The organism is Cognatitamlana onchidii (assembly GCF_004804355.1).
GTDB classification, from domain to species: domain Bacteria; phylum Bacteroidota; class Bacteroidia; order Flavobacteriales; family Flavobacteriaceae; genus Cognatitamlana; species Cognatitamlana onchidii.
The window spans coordinates 108,414-123,402 of sequence record NZ_SRWZ01000001.1; the positions used below are offsets into that span (position 1 = coordinate 108,414).

Here is a 14,989-nt window from a genome sequence, read left to right on the forward strand (position 1 = left end):
TGCATATGATTATCTAAAACTAAAACAAACCTGCGCTCTTAGTTATTTTTAAGCTAATTTTGAGCGGTTAAATTTAGGCACATATGAATAAAATCACCATCCTTATACATTGTAAAGACAGATCTAATATCATTGCATCTATTACCAACTTTATTGCAAATAAGGGGGGAAATATTGTATATATAGATCAATATGTAGATAGAGAGCAAAATATTTTTTTCATGAGGTTAGAAAGCGAATTCGAATCTGATGAATTTTCTACCGAGGTGTTCAAAGCTGATTTCAAGATAGATTTAGCCACAACATTCCAAATGAAATGGCGAATATATTCTTCTGAAAAAAAACCCAAAATGGCCTTATTCATTTCAAAATATGATCATTGTCTTTATGATTTATTAGGAAGGTACAATTCTGGCGAATTAAATTTAGAGATTCCATTTATTATCAGTAATCATAAAGATTTAAAAGGGATTGCCGACAGTTTTGATATTCCATTTTATCACATCCCTGTTACAAAAAATACTAAACAAGAAGCAGAAGACAAGCAGCTGAAACTATTAAAAGAGCATCGAATAGATTTTATAGTTTTAGCAAGATATATGCAAATTGTATCGGGCAAGTTAATAAGCGAGTATCCCAACAAAATTATTAATATTCACCATTCTTTTTTACCTGCCTTTGTGGGCGCTAAACCCTACCATTCGGCTTACAAACGTGGAGTTAAAATTATTGGAGCAACAAGCCATTATGTAACAGAAGAGCTAGATGCGGGTCCTATTATTGAACAAGATGTTACAAGAGTATCTCACGCCCATGAAATAACAGATTTAATTGCCAAAGGACGAGACTTAGAAAAAGTTGTTCTTGCTAATGCCGTTAAATTGCACGCCGACAGAAAAGTGATGGTTTATAACAATAAAACAGTAATTTTCACCTAAACTTATACTCAAACTTTACCAATATTATCTCAAACCCTAATCTATGTTAAAAAAACTTATTGCTTTAGCTGTTGTATTTAATATATTATCCTGTGCAGAACTACACCAAGTAGTTAATCAATTACCCCAAGATACTGGAGTAATTGGAAATGATCAAATTGCTTCAGCGTTGCGCCAAGCCTTAGATTTAGGTATTGAAAAACAAGTCACTAAACTGACGCAAAAAGATGGATTCTATAAAAATAATTTAGTAAAAATCACGCTACCTGATGAATTGCTAAAAGTTGACAAAACCCTTAGGGACATTGGCTTGGGAAATCTTGCAGATGAAGGACTTAAGGTATTAAACAGAGCTGCTGAAGACGCCGTTAAAGAAGCCACTCCCATTTTTATTAATGCCGTAAAAGAAATCGGCTTTACGGATGCCAGGAATATCCTGATGGGAGCTGATAATGCAGCTACTCAATACTTAACCACAAAAACTCAGAGTGAATTATATAATAAGTTTAGTCCTGTAATTAAATCTTCGTTTAACAATGTAGGAGCCGATAAAATATGGACTAACTTAATAAGCAAATACAACAGTATACCCTTTACCAATAAGGTAAATCCAGATCTTACAGATTATGTTACCCAAGAAGCTCTTAATGGTGTTTATACTATGATTGCCGTTGAAGAAAAAGAAATACGTACCAGAATATCTTCCAGAACAACTACTTTATTACAAGAAGTATTTGCGCTTCAAGATTAGAACATCTCCGAAAGCATGATTTCATTTTTGATATTCAAATAAAAATACTATATTTAAGTTCTTGAATATCAATCAACAAATGAACAGAATTGATTCCATAAAGATTCATCAGGACGAACTCAGCAAAAGATATAAATCCCTTATTGAGCAAGCTTATAATTTTCGACAAACCGATTCTGCTTTGAGTGATATTTCTGAGTATAAAGCCATCAAGCTCCTTAATAAGCTAAACAGATTGAAATACCTTTATAGAGAACAGCAAAAACAGGCTGGTTAAATTTTTATCATTTATTTAACTTTTACAGTGCATCTAAACACTTTAGGTGTTCGTAATTATTATATAATTAATAATATAGAGATTATGAACACGCAGTTAAAAATTCAATTAGATAAACTAAAAAGCAAGTACAAACAACTTATTGAGTTGGCCTATAATTTAAGACAAGCGGATGCATCTTTAAGCGACTCATTAGAATATCAAGCTATTTTATTACACAATAAAATAAACCGTTTAAAATATCTCAACAGGTAGTTATCTAGTCAAACTAACAATAGTAATGTTTTTTTAACCATTTAATTACATCTAAACGAGACGTTTACACGTACTTTATATAAACAAACAGAACGTTATGAATACACATTTTTGCAGAGTTGGAAGAATTAAGCCCAACCTAAGTAAACTTCTTAGTTTAAAAGACATTGAAAAAAGAATTGCCAATTTTGTAGAGGATACTACAAAGATTGATTATTCTGAAGACTTAAACGGAGCGCTTTAAAATATTGAAACGCCTTTGCAAGTCTTGAACCATACCAAGAAAACATTTCTCCATCCACAAGTATAATTGGGGTATTGGGCAGGAATGCTTGCACTTCTTTTATATGCTCGCTTTTAAATGGGTAGGGTTCTGATGACAATAAAACTAAATCAAATTGTCTATTTTTACTTTCAATTTTAAGATCAATTTCTGGATAACGTGTTTTATCTAAAAAAACATTTTCCAACTTATTTAGCTGCAATAAATAATTAACAAACGTATTATTTGCCGAAACCATCCAGGGGTTTTTCCAAATAAAATAAGCTGTTTTAAGTGCAGGTTTATTAGCTATAAATTTATTAAAATCCTGAAACTCCCTCTCAATTAGTAGTATTAGTTTTTCAGCTGTGTGTTGCCTTTCAAATATATCTCCATACTGAGTAATTAGTTCCTTACTGTCTTCAATATCATATATATTTGAAACATGAACATCACAAAACAATGCACAGGCTTCAACCATTTCTTTGGTATTTTCCTCTTTATTACAAAGAATGATATCTGGCTTGAGGGCCTTAATTTTATCAAGATGAACTTGCTTAGTACCTCCAACTACAACAGCCCTATTTCTAATATCAAGAGGATGTATGCAAAACTTTGTAACTCCAACTATTAAAGAAGTTAAACCTAGATCGCATAATAACTCAGTTTGGCTTGGCACCAAAGAAATAATGCGTTTTGGTATTGCACGAAGCATTAAAACTCTACCTAATTGGTCTTTGAGTGATTTCATGAAGTAATCTCCCGGTACAGATTATTCTAAGCGTTCAAAATAACACTCATTTCCTGTTGAAGCTCTAAAGCCTTTGCTTTGGCTGCTTCAGCATAGTCTAATCCCTTAGACGCATAAATTATACCTCTAGAAGAGTTGATTAACAACCCAACAGATTCCTTGGTCATACCATAATTGCAAACCTCTTGCAAATTCCCTCCTTGAGCTCCAACTCCAGGAACCAATAAAAAGTTTTCTGGAATTATCTTTCTTATATCTGCCAAATACTCTGCCTTGGTAGCCCCAACAACATACATCAAATTTTTAGAATTCCTCCATGTTTTTGAAACCTCTAGCACCTTTTTATAAAGTTCTTGTCCGTTTATAGTTTGGGTTTGAAAATCAAAAGCGCCTTGGTTTGAAGTAAGGGCTAACATAATAGTATGCTTATTTTCAAAAGCCAAAAATGGTTCTACAGAATCTTTTCCCATGTAAGGTGCTACGGTTACGGAATCGAAAGCTAAATCCTCAAAAAAAGCCTGAGCATACATGGTGCTTGTATTACCAATATCTCCTCGCTTAGCATCAGCAATCGTGAAAATTTCTGGGTGCTCTTGGTTTAAATAATTAATAGTTTTTTCTAAAGCCTTCCACCCTTTTAGTCCGTAAGCTTCGTAAAATGCGGTATTTGGTTTGTAGGCCACACATAAATGATGCGTCGCATCAATAATGGCTTTATTAAATGCAAATATGGGATCCTCTTCTTTTAAAAGGTGCTCAGGAATTTTGTTTAAATCAACATCTAACCCTATGCAGAGAAAAGATTTCTTTTTCTGAATTTCTTGAATAAGCTGGTTTGTGGTCACTTAATTTATTTTAAATCTCATCGTTACTAGCCTTTAACTTTTCAGTATTTTCAGCTAATTGCAATTCATCAATAATCTTTTGAATATCACCGTTTACTATATTCTGCAAATCATAGAGCGTTAAGCCAATTCTATGGTCTGTAACGCGGCCTTGTGGATAATTATAAGTTCTAATCTTTGCACTTCTATCTCCAGACGACACCATGCTTCCGCGCTTTGCCGCATCTTCTTCTTGTTTTTTAGCTAGCTCTAAATCATATAAGCGAGAACGTAATACTTTAAATGCCTTCTCTTTATTTTTATGCTGAGACTTTTGATCTTGACATTGTGCTACCAAGCCTGTTGGTATATGCGTTAAACGAACCGCAGAATAGGTTGTATTTACAGATTGCCCTCCAGGACCTGAAGAACAGAAAAAATCAATACGAACGTCTTTAGGATTAATCTCAACATCAAATTCTTCAGCTTCAGGAAATACCATTACTGTGGCTGCACTAGTATGTACCCTTCCTTGAGTTTCTGTTTGAGGTACACGCTGTACACGATGTACACCAGCTTCAAACTTAAGCGTTCCATATACATCTTCGCCAGACACTTCAAATTGAATTTCTTTAAATCCTCCGTTGGTGCCTTCGCTAAAATCGACCGTATCTACACGCCATCCTTTACCTTCACAATACTTCGTGTACATTCTAAACAAATCACCTGCGAAGATACTGGCCTCATCACCTCCTGTTCCTGCCCGCAATTCCACTACGGCATTTTTGGCATCCTCCGGATCTTTAGGAATTAACAATACCTTAATTTCTTCTTCTAACTTAGGAATCCCCTCTTTAGCTTCATCATACTGCATTTTTGCCATATCAACCATTTCCGCATCGCTACCATCTGCAATAATTTCTTCCGCTTCATTTAAATTATTGGTAAGCTCGATGTATTGCTCGCGCTTATCCATAAGAATTCGTAAATCTTTATACTCTCTATTGAGCTCAACATATCGCTTTTGATCAGAAATAATATCTGGCTGAATAATTAAATCACTAACCTCATCAAAGCGTTGTTTTACTATCTGTAACTTCTCTAACATCTACCTTTTTTAATTGGGAATCAAAAATACGATAATTTATGAATTTTCAATGATTGACGACTATCCCATTTAAGTCATTATCAAAATAATTTATAAAAAAAAGGAGGTTTAAAACAACCTCCTTTTTTAACATGGTCAATGCTGGCTTAGCCACATTTTGAAGAACCACAATCTTTACAGGTTAAGCATCCTTCTTGGTAAATTAAATTTTTAGACTTACAATTATCACATGCTTGTCCTTTAGCCTTTGTTCCATCTGCCACATAACGTTTTAAAGCACGCCCCACACCATTTTTCCATGTATTAATAGAAGCACTATCTAGTTGTAAACTGTTAATTAAATCGACAATCTTATCAATTGGCATACCATGGCGTAACGTACTTGATATGAGCTTAGCATAATTCCAAAACTCTGGATTAAATTTATGAGATAAGCCTTCAATTGTGGTCTTATAACCTCGTGTGTTTTTGTACTGAAAATCGTATCTTGAAGTACCATCTTCGTTTCGATTTTTTATGATTAACCCTCTATTTACCCATCTTGGAATAAGAATACCATCTTCATCGTCAGCAAGACCTGTGAACACTTCATATGGTTTTTCATCAATAAGACCAATAAAAGCAATCCACTTTTCTTTACTGTTTTGAAAACGCACCACATCGGCCTCTAAAATTTGTGGGCGTTTAATTGGAAATGCCGTAAGCTTATCATCGCTGTTTTCTTCTTTTTTATCATCATTAGAAATTAGTACACCAGATCGTGAGCCGTCTCTATAAACCGTTACTCCTTTACACCCAACTTCCCATGCTTTAAGGTACAATTCACCTACCAAATCTTCAGTAACATTATTAGGCAGGTTTATGGTTACACTTATAGAATGATCTACCCATTTTTGAATGGCGCCTTGCATACTCACTTTACTTAACCAATCTACATCATTCGAGGTGGCCTTATAATAAGGTGAGCGCTCAATAAGCCCATCAATCTCTTCCTGCGTATAGTTTTTATTCGTATCAATTCCATTTACTTGCATCCACTGCTTGAACCTATGATGAAAAACCACATATTCTTCCCAAGAATCGCCAACTTCGTCAACAAAATCGACCCGAACGTTCTTATCATTTGGATTCACTTTTCTTCTACGTTTATATACAGGCATAAAAACAGGCTCAATTCCTGATGTTGTTTGAGTCATTAAACTCGTTGTTCCTGTGGGTGCAATGGTCAATAAGGCAATGTTTCTTCTTCCATACTCAAGCATTTCATAATACAATTTGCTATCGGCTTCTTTTAATCGCAGAATGAACGGATTTTCCTTTTCCCGCTCAGCATCAAAAATGGAAAAAGCACCACGTTCTTTGGCTAAATGTACAGATGCACGATATGCTTCAAGAGCGATTGTTTTATGAACCTGTAAAGAAAAGGCGTTACCTTCAGGACTGCCATATTGAATTCCAAGAGCTGCTAACATATCACCTTCAGCCGTAATACCAACCCCTGTTCTTCGTCCCTCTTGAGCCTTTTTTCTAATGTTTAACCATAAACTACGTTCAACACTTTTAACCTCATCTAGCTCTGGATCGGCTTCAATCTTTTTTAAGATATTGTCAATTTTATTGAGCTCTAAATCAATAATATCATCCATGACTCTTTGAGCTATAGCCACATGCTCTTTGAATAAATCGAAATTAAAATGTGCTTTCTTGGTAAATGGATCCTCCACATAAGAAAATAGGTTGATTGCAAGCAATCTACATGAATCATACGGACAGAGTGGAATTTCGCCACATGGGTTAGTAGATACCGTTTTATAACCTAAATCGGAATAACAATCAGGAACTGATTCATTAATAATCGTATCCCAGAATAAAATACCTGGCTCAGCCGATTTCCATGCATTATGCACAATTTTTTTCCACAATGCGTTCGCATCTATTTCTTTCGTAACCTTTGGGTTCGAACTAAACACTGGATATTTTTGCACATAATTATCTCCATTTTTAACAGCTTTCATAAACGTATCGTCAATTCTAACCGAAACATTTGCTCCTGTAACCTTCCCTTGTTCTAATTTAGCATTAATAAAGTCTTCAGAATCGGGGTGATTAATAGAAACCGATAACATTAAGGCCCCTCGTCTACCATCTTGGGCTACTTCTCTTGTAGAATTTGAATAGCGTTCCATAAATGGCACAATACCGGTAGATGTTAACGCCGAATTCTTAACAGCCGAACCTTTAGGACGTATATGCGACAAATCATGACCAACACCTCCACGCCTTTTCATAAGTTGCACCTGCTCCTGATCAATTTTCATAATACCTCCGTAAGAATCAGAATCTCCGTTGTTACCGATAACAAAACAGTTTGAAAGCGACGCTATCTGAAATGGATTGCCAATACCCGCCATTGGGCTTCCCTGAGGTACAATATATTTAAAGTCTTTTATCAAACTATATATATCCTCTTCGGAAAGTGGGTTTGAATATTTTGCCTCTACACCTGCTAATTCTTTAGCAATTCTTTTATGCATATCATCTGGAGTCAACTCATAAAGGTTTCCATCTGAATCTTTAAGGGCATATTTATTGAGCCACACCGTAGCCGCCAAATCATCATTATTAAAATATTTTAAAGACGCTTCAAAGGCTTCTTCTTGTGAATAGGTTTTAGTTGGAGTTTCAGTTAGTTTCACTTTCATTGATTAATTGAGGTTAAAAAGAATGATTAATTAAAACATAAATAAAGCCTAAATGTACAACTTAAAACATGACAAAAATCATAAAGTTTACAAGCGAAAACACCTAATAATTTAATTATCAGTAACTTAATTTTTTATTAACAATAAAAAGTTAACAAATAATACAAAGAAATTATAGGCAATTAAAAATCGAAAGCAACGCCAATACCAAGAAATTGCTTCCATTGCACTTTAGCACCAGCCTCTTCAAACTCTCCTTCAATATCAGACGGCACTTTGGTTTTAACGTCATCATCATACCTTAAATAAGACCCTAAAGTAGCACGAATAAAGCTGTTGACTTTGAAATCAAAATCTAAACGCCAGTCGACATCAATATTCCCAAATCTGTTTAAATAGTCTGAGTACAAACTCAAAAAATGTTTCGCAGTTATGTTCTTTGCCAACGTAAGCTCATAATTATTTGTAAGCAGAATTCCAAACTCCTTTCTAAACTGTTCGCCCGGGGTTATGAGATTACCGTCATCATCAAAAACAGCTGGCCTTACACCAAAAGCACCAGAATTGGCCAATTCCTGGTCTAATACAAACGTGCCTTTTAACGTTAATGGTGAAAAGTAAAAGGATAATTCTTCAATATTCCGCCCATACTCAATCCCGCCTCCAAAAAAGACGTAACCAGGTGCCATAAACCTTGAAATAGGTTCTTCTGTATTGGGATAATTAAAACCGTTAGTTAATTGAGTTCTAAAATTAAATCGAGCCATATAATACCAATTGGATTTATCATCGGCATGATACCCTAAATTGGAATTTACCTCAAACAAATCATCAGTCTTTCTTGCCTCTCTCTCATCTTGGGCATTTATACCATAACGCAAGTGCGCATTATTTTCCCAAATGAAAAACTTGTCTTTATAATTAAGTTTTGTTTTTAAGTCTAGTAGTCCTGAAATTGAATTGGTACCCCCAGCATTCCAGTTTACAAAAACAGCCTCATTAATATCGATAGCTGCTTTGTTTTCCAAAGTCCACTGAGGTCCTTGATACTTACTTTTGTCTTCTTTAATAAACAACCAATCGGGCTGCGCATAAGAAGTTAAACAAAGAAAAATAAAAAGAAGTAAAACATAGTTTCTCATGGTTAGCTGCGATTAAACTCACAAGTCTCCTTTTCATCAAAAAGCGTTCCATTTGAACAAAAAGTAATGTAAATTAATACTGAAACTCACCAAACTCAGATTTTATTGTAAGCTTCTTGTTCTTAGATGCCTCTACCCTACCAATAATTTGAGCATTAACATTGAAAGATTTCGAAATATTAATAATATCTTCAGCTATTTCAGGAGACACATAGAGCTCCATTCGGTGTCCACAATTAAACACTTGATACATTTCTTTCCAGTCGGTTTTAGATTGCTCCTGAATCAATTTAAACAAGGACGGGACTGGAAACATATTATCTTTTATGATATGAAACTGATCAACAAAATGTAAAATTTTAGTTTGAGCACCTCCAGAACAGTGAACCATACCATGAATAGAATTACTTGTATATTCTGATAAAACCTTTTTAATAATAGGCGCATAGGTTCGTGTTGGCGATAGCACTAGTTTACCAGCATCAAGAGGTGAATCTTCTATGGTGTCGGTTAATTTAACATTACCAGAGTAAACAAGTTCTTCAGGAACTGAAGCATCAAAGCTTTCTGGGTATTTTTCAGCTAAATACTTACTAAAAACATCGTGTCTGGCAGAAGTTAAACCATTACTACCCATACCTCCATTATATTCTTTTTCATAACTAGCCTGACCAAAGCTTTCTAATCCAATAATAACATCTCCAACTTGTATATTGGCGTTATCAATAACGTCTTTACGCTTCATTCTGGCCGTTACCGTAGAATCAACAATAATGGTTCTTACCAAATCTCCAACATCGGCTGTTTCTCCTCCTGTTGAATGAATAGTAACGCCAAAAGACTTTAAGTCTTCCAACAACTCTTCTGTACCATTAATTATAGCTGAAAGGACTTCTCCTGGAATTAAACTTTTATTCCTTCCAATGGTTGAAGAAAGCATAATATTATCTGTTGCTCCTACACATAGTAAATCATCAATATTCATTATTAATGCATCTTGTGCAATACCTTTCCAAACAGAAACATCACCTGTTTCCTTCCAATACATATAAGCCAAAGAAGACTTGGTTCCTGCACCATCGGCATGCATAATTAAACAGTAGTCCTCGTCATTTGTTAAATAATCTGGGACTATTTTACAAAATGCCTTCGGAAACAAGCCTTTATCAATATTCTTAATCGCATTGTGTACATCTTCTTTAGACGCAGAAACGCCGCGCTGCGCATACCGTTTAGAAACTTCTTGACTCATAATATTATTTTGTGCTGCAAAGGTAATTTTTTAAAGCAATAATCCAGAGTTTTTAAACGAGTTTTACCAACAGGTTTTTAACTCTAAAAAAGATCATTTCAACGCATTTAACTATTAAAAAAACTATCTTGTAAATAACAATTCTCGATATTTAGTTAATGGCCAAAGTTCGTCATCAACCAATAACTCTAGCTTATCACAGTGATACCTAATATCCTCAAATAAAGTTTTTACATTTTTACAATAGGCTTCCGCTTTCGCTTCAATATTTTCCATAGTATTTGCCTTTTTTCGCTCCTCAATCATCTTCGTAACATTCTGGTTAATTCCTTCAATATGATTAGAGATTTCTTCTATTAAACTCACCTGCTCTTTAGCCACTCCATGATACTTTTCCTCGAATATCTCTTTTAAACCTCTAACATTCTCAATCAAAATATTTTGATATTTAACCGCCGTTGGCACAATATGATTTCGCGCTATATCCCCTAGTACCCTACTCTCAATTTGAATATGTTTAATATAGGCTTCAATCTCAATTTCATAACGGGCTTTAGTTTCAATAGCACTCATCACCTCCATTTCTTCAAACAGACTAATACTTGCTTTTGATATTCTTGCCTTTAAAGCTTCAGGCGTTGTTTTGTTATTACTTAAACCTCTTTTTTTAGCTTCAATCTCCCAAGCCTCGCTGTAACCATTACCTTCAAAGAGTATGTTTTTTGTTGATTTAATATACTCTCTAAGCACATTAAAAACGGCTTCATCTTTCTTTAGGTCTTTTTTATTGATTAAGGCATCTACTTCCTTCTTAAAATCTTTGAGCTGTTTAGCAACAATGGTATTTAACACTGTCATGGGGTTACCACAATTTGCCGTAGACCCAACTGCTCTAAACTCAAATTTATTACCAGTAAATGCAAAAGGAGATGTTCTATTTCTATCTGTATTATCTAATAATACATCTGGAATTTTACCAACCACATTGAGTTTTAATTCTGTTTTTTCTTTTGGAGACAGCTTTCCTTTAGTAACACCTTCAAGTTCTTCTAAAACCTTAGTCAATTGCTCACCAATAAATACAGAAATTATTGCTGGTGGAGCCTCATTAGCACCCAATCTATGATCATTACTAGCTGAAGCTATCGCTGCTCTTAATAAACCTTCATGCTCATGAACTGCCTTAATTGTGTTTACAAAAAATGTTAAAAATTGTAAGTTACTCATTGGGGTCTTGCCTGGGGCCAATAAATTTACTCCAGTATCTGTAGACAAGGACCAGTTATTATGTTTTCCAGAACCATTAACCCCTGCAAATGGTTTTTCATGCAACAATACTTTAAAATTATGCCGGGAAGCAACACGCCCCATTACATCCATGACCAACGCATTATGATCGACCGCTAAATTGGCTTCTTCGTAAATTGGCGCTAGCTCAAATTGATTAGGAGCTACTTCATTATGCCTCGTTTTTACCGGGATACCCAGCAGCATGCATTCGGTTTCCAGCTCTTTCATAAAATTAAGTGCTCTATTAGGAATAGATCCGAAATAGTGATCATCTAATTGCTGCCCCTTTGCAGAAGAATGCCCTAGCAAGGTTCTTCCTGTAAGGGTAATATCTGGCCTGCTTGAAGCCAACATTTTATCCACGAGAAAATACTCTTGCTCCCAGCCTAATGAAGAAGATACTTTTTTTACATTTTTATCAAAATACCGACATACTGCGGTCGCGGCATCATCGACCGCATGTAGCGCTCGCAATAAAGGTGTTTTGTAATCTAAAGCTTCACCTGTATAAGCCACAAATATAGTAGGTATACATAAAGTCGTTCCATAAATAAAGGCGGGAGACGTAGGGTCCCATGCGGTATAACCCCTGGCTTCAAAAGTATTCCTGATTCCTCCACTTGGAAAACTAGAGGCGTCAGGTTCCTGCTGAACCAACTGAGTGCCACCAAATTTTTCAATGGACATCCCATCTCCTAAAGTCTCAAAAAAAGCATCATGCTTTTCTGCTGTAGACCCTGTAAGCGGCTGAAACCAATGCGTATAATGCGTAACACCTTTCGACAAGGCCCAGTCCTTCATAGATGAAGCAACCTGATCTGCAATGCTTCTATCTATTTTTTTTCCGTACTGAATTGCATTTCTAACCCCAACAAAGGCATCTTTAGTAAGATACTGGCGCATGGTGTTTTCATTAAACACATTCTTCCCATATAAATTAGATCTGCGTTCGACCTCCTCTACCACTAATGGTTTGTATGCTAAAGATTCTTTTATGGCATGAAATCTAAGTGTTGACATTCCCTAAAACGTTTTGATTTTGAATTATTAAGCAAAAATAAACAGGAAAATAAATTAAACCTTACAACCTTAAAATTCTTGTTAACATTTTTTCAGTATTTATATAAAATAATCGTCTTTTTTTAAAATAAACCTTAAATTAATAGGGGATAAATAAAAATAAGTTACTGTTTCGCTAAAACACCCCCTATAAATGTAAAGTAAAAACATAAAAATCTATATTTGTGATATTATTTTCAATATTTCAATAATTATATATTTATTATGGCAAAAATTAAATTAGAATACCTTTGGTTAGACGGGTATTATCCTACTCAAAACTTGAGAAGTAAAACTAAGGTTGAGGAACATGAAAACTTTCAAGGAACATTAGAAGAATTAGGAAACTGGTCTTTTGATGGATCTTCTACAAAACAAGCTGAAGGTGGATCTTCTGACTGTTTATTAGTTCCTGTTGCAATTTACCCAGATCCAGACAGAATTAATGGATACTTAGTTATGACTGAAGTTATGAACGCTGATGGAACGCCTCATGTTTCTAATGGTAGAGCGACTATTGATGATGAAGATGATGATTTCTGGTTTGGTTTTGAACAAGAGTATTTCATTATGGATACTAAAACTGAATTACCTTTAGGATTTCCAGTAGGTGGTTATCCTGCTCCTCAAGGTATGTATTACTGTTCTGTTGGTGGAAAAAACACGCACGGTAGAGATTTAGTGGAGGAACATGCTGATTTGTGTATTGAAGCTGGATTGAACTTTGAAGGTATTAACCAAGAAGTTGCTTGCGGACAATGGGAATTCCAATTATTTGCTAAAGGCGCTAAAAAAGCAGGTGATGAAATTTGGATTGCACGTTATTTACTAGACCGTTTAACTGAAAAGTATGGTTACTATATTGAATACCACCCAAAACCATTAGGTAAAGATATGGATTGGAATGGTTCTGGAATGCACGCAAACTTCTCTAACACTACTTTAAGAACATGTGGAGACAAAGACGTTTATGCTGCTATTTGTGAATCTTTCCGTGATGTAGTTGATGAGCATATAGCTGTTTATGGTGAATTTAACGACCAACGTTTAACTGGTGATCATGAAACTGCTGCTATTACAGATTTCTCTTGGGGAGTTTCAGATAGAGGAGCTTCAATTCGTATTCCTCTTATTGCTGTTGAGAAAGGATATAAAGGATGGTTAGAAGATAGAAGACCTGCTTCTAACGGTGATCCATATAAAATTGCTGCTAGAATTATTAAAACTGTTAAATCTGCAAAGATCTAATAATTTAAGCACACGTTTTGTTCATAATAAAAGGCTAGCATTAAAAACGCTAGCCTTTTATTTTTATAGGCATTTGGCTCTTATCGTAACCTTGCCCTAAATCAATAACCTGTTACTTTGAAATAAAAAGTAAAAACATAAAAACACCATAACCAAGTACCAAAATAAAACCTTTCCATCTACTTATTTCCATGCGTTTAGGCAATAATACAAGAGGAATTAAAACGGCAGCAAACCCTAACATCCAAATAATATCGTTAGACAATATTTCTTGTCCTGTTACTTTCATCGGCTTTACAAGCGCAGTAATACCCAACACAGAGGCTATATTAAAAATATTAGAACCGATTAAATTACCCAAAGATATAGCCTTCTCTTGCTTTGCAGCAGCAATTACAGACGCTGCCAACTCTGGTACACTAGTCCCTATTGCTATTAAAGACACACCAATAACAGCTTCACTAACCCCAATGGCCACAGCAATATCTTTAGCTCCCTGAACAAGCCACTCACTGCCAAAATACAAGGCTAGCGCGCCAATAATTAACCATAAACCAATTTTAAAATTCGAAACTATTGCCAACGAATCATCAACCTCGTCGCCATGCTCCTCTTTTTTAACACGTCTTATCAGGTAAATTAAAAACACTATTAAACCCATAAAAACAGCCCCCCCCTCAAAAGAAGAAAAAAGAAAATCATTTTTTAAAAAATAGTAAAGCGCCAAAGAAAAGACCATCATAACAGGCCAATTCAGTTTATAAAAAGATTTGTCTACCTCAATGTTGCCAACCATGGCCGTAATACCTAAAACCAGACCAATATTAGCTATATTGGAACCAATTACATTATTAATGGCAATTTCTGGGGAACCTGATAATGCCGCCTGAAGACTCACTAATAGTTCTGGTGCAGACGTTGCGAACGACACTACCGTCATTCCAATAATCATTTTGGAAATATTAAACTTAAAGGATAATGCTACTGAAGCCCTCACTAAATATTCTCCACCTATAACAAGCAATATAAAACCAATTATAACTAAAACAACACTCATAAATAATTTTTTGCGAAGATAGCTTTATGATTCTTAGATTTTCATTTTTGATTTATGTTTTTTCCTTGATTCT

13 protein-coding genes are annotated in these 14,989 nt (G+C 34.9%); 5 read left to right on the forward strand and 8 right to left on the reverse strand.

Annotation, left to right across the window (positions count from 1 at the left end; all coding sequences use genetic code 11):
• Positions 1 to 83 precede the first annotated feature (83 nt).
• From purU to E5D58_RS00510, 4 genes are all read left to right on the forward strand, one after another.
• The gene (gene purU / locus E5D58_RS00495; RefSeq protein ID WP_136479873.1) at positions 84 to 938 is read left to right on the forward strand and encodes a formyltetrahydrofolate deformylase; all 855 of its coding nucleotides are present in this window, start codon (positions 84 to 86) and stop codon (positions 936 to 938) included.
• A gap of 43 nt (positions 939 to 981) precedes the next feature.
• Positions 982 to 1,689: a DUF4197 domain-containing protein gene (locus E5D58_RS00500; RefSeq protein ID WP_136479874.1), complete on the forward strand. Its 708-nt coding sequence runs from the start codon at positions 982 to 984 to the stop codon at positions 1,687 to 1,689.
• A gap of 79 nt (positions 1,690 to 1,768) precedes the next feature.
• On the forward strand, positions 1,769 to 1,966 hold the full coding sequence (locus E5D58_RS00505; protein WP_136479875.1) for a Lacal_2735 family protein: 198 nt from the start codon (positions 1,769 to 1,771) through the stop codon (positions 1,964 to 1,966).
• An 84-nt stretch (positions 1,967 to 2,050) separates the two neighbouring features.
• Positions 2,051 to 2,221 carry a Lacal_2735 family protein gene (locus E5D58_RS00510; RefSeq protein WP_235835805.1) on the forward strand — a complete coding sequence of 57 codons (171 nt, stop codon included), beginning with the start codon at positions 2,051 to 2,053 and terminating at the stop codon, positions 2,219 to 2,221.
• 200 nt (positions 2,222 to 2,421) lie between these two features.
• Here E5D58_RS00510 and E5D58_RS00515 read toward each other — a convergent pair whose 3' ends face one another.
• The 7 genes from E5D58_RS00515 to E5D58_RS00545 all read right to left on the reverse strand — a co-directional run bounded on the left by E5D58_RS00515 (position 2,422) and on the right by E5D58_RS00545 (position 12,572).
• Positions 2,422 to 3,234, reverse strand: a complete 813-nt coding sequence (locus E5D58_RS00515) for an ABC transporter substrate-binding protein (RefSeq protein WP_136479876.1) — start codon at positions 3,232 to 3,234, stop codon at positions 2,422 to 2,424.
• A gap of 26 nt (positions 3,235 to 3,260) precedes the next feature.
• Positions 3,261 to 4,079, reverse strand: a complete 819-nt coding sequence (gene pyrF, locus E5D58_RS00520; RefSeq protein WP_136479877.1) for an orotidine-5'-phosphate decarboxylase — start codon at positions 4,077 to 4,079, stop codon at positions 3,261 to 3,263.
• 10 nt (positions 4,080 to 4,089) lie between these two features.
• On the reverse strand, positions 4,090 to 5,166 hold the full coding sequence (gene prfA, locus E5D58_RS00525) for a peptide chain release factor 1 (protein WP_136479878.1): 1,077 nt from the start codon (positions 5,164 to 5,166) through the stop codon (positions 4,090 to 4,092).
• A gap of 146 nt (positions 5,167 to 5,312) precedes the next feature.
• Positions 5,313 to 7,868, reverse strand: coding sequence for an adenosylcobalamin-dependent ribonucleoside-diphosphate reductase (locus E5D58_RS00530; RefSeq protein ID WP_136479879.1), 2,556 nt, complete (start codon positions 7,866 to 7,868; stop codon positions 5,313 to 5,315).
• A 182-nt stretch (positions 7,869 to 8,050) separates the two neighbouring features.
• The gene (locus tag E5D58_RS00535) at positions 8,051 to 9,010 is read right to left on the reverse strand and encodes a DUF3078 domain-containing protein (RefSeq protein WP_136479880.1); all 960 of its coding nucleotides are present in this window, start codon (positions 9,008 to 9,010) and stop codon (positions 8,051 to 8,053) included.
• A gap of 73 nt (positions 9,011 to 9,083) precedes the next feature.
• Positions 9,084 to 10,262 carry an AIR synthase related protein gene (locus E5D58_RS00540; protein ID WP_136479881.1) on the reverse strand — a complete coding sequence of 393 codons (1,179 nt, stop codon included), beginning with the start codon at positions 10,260 to 10,262 and terminating at the stop codon, positions 9,084 to 9,086.
• 123 nt (positions 10,263 to 10,385) lie between these two features.
• Positions 10,386 to 12,572 (reverse strand): glutamine synthetase III family protein, encoded by a 2,187-nt coding sequence (locus tag E5D58_RS00545; protein ID WP_136479882.1) that lies wholly within the window; start codon positions 12,570 to 12,572, stop codon positions 10,386 to 10,388.
• Positions 12,573 to 12,836: 264 nt separating this feature from the next.
• Between E5D58_RS00545 and E5D58_RS00550 the strand changes: the two genes are divergently transcribed.
• Positions 12,837 to 13,859: a glutamine synthetase beta-grasp domain-containing protein gene (locus E5D58_RS00550; RefSeq protein ID WP_136479883.1), complete on the forward strand. Its 1,023-nt coding sequence runs from the start codon at positions 12,837 to 12,839 to the stop codon at positions 13,857 to 13,859.
• A gap of 112 nt (positions 13,860 to 13,971) precedes the next feature.
• Here E5D58_RS00550 and E5D58_RS00555 read toward each other — a convergent pair whose 3' ends face one another.
• Positions 13,972 to 14,916, reverse strand: a complete 945-nt coding sequence (locus E5D58_RS00555; RefSeq protein ID WP_136479884.1) for a calcium/sodium antiporter — start codon at positions 14,914 to 14,916, stop codon at positions 13,972 to 13,974.
• Positions 14,917 to 14,989: the final 73 nt, after the last annotated feature.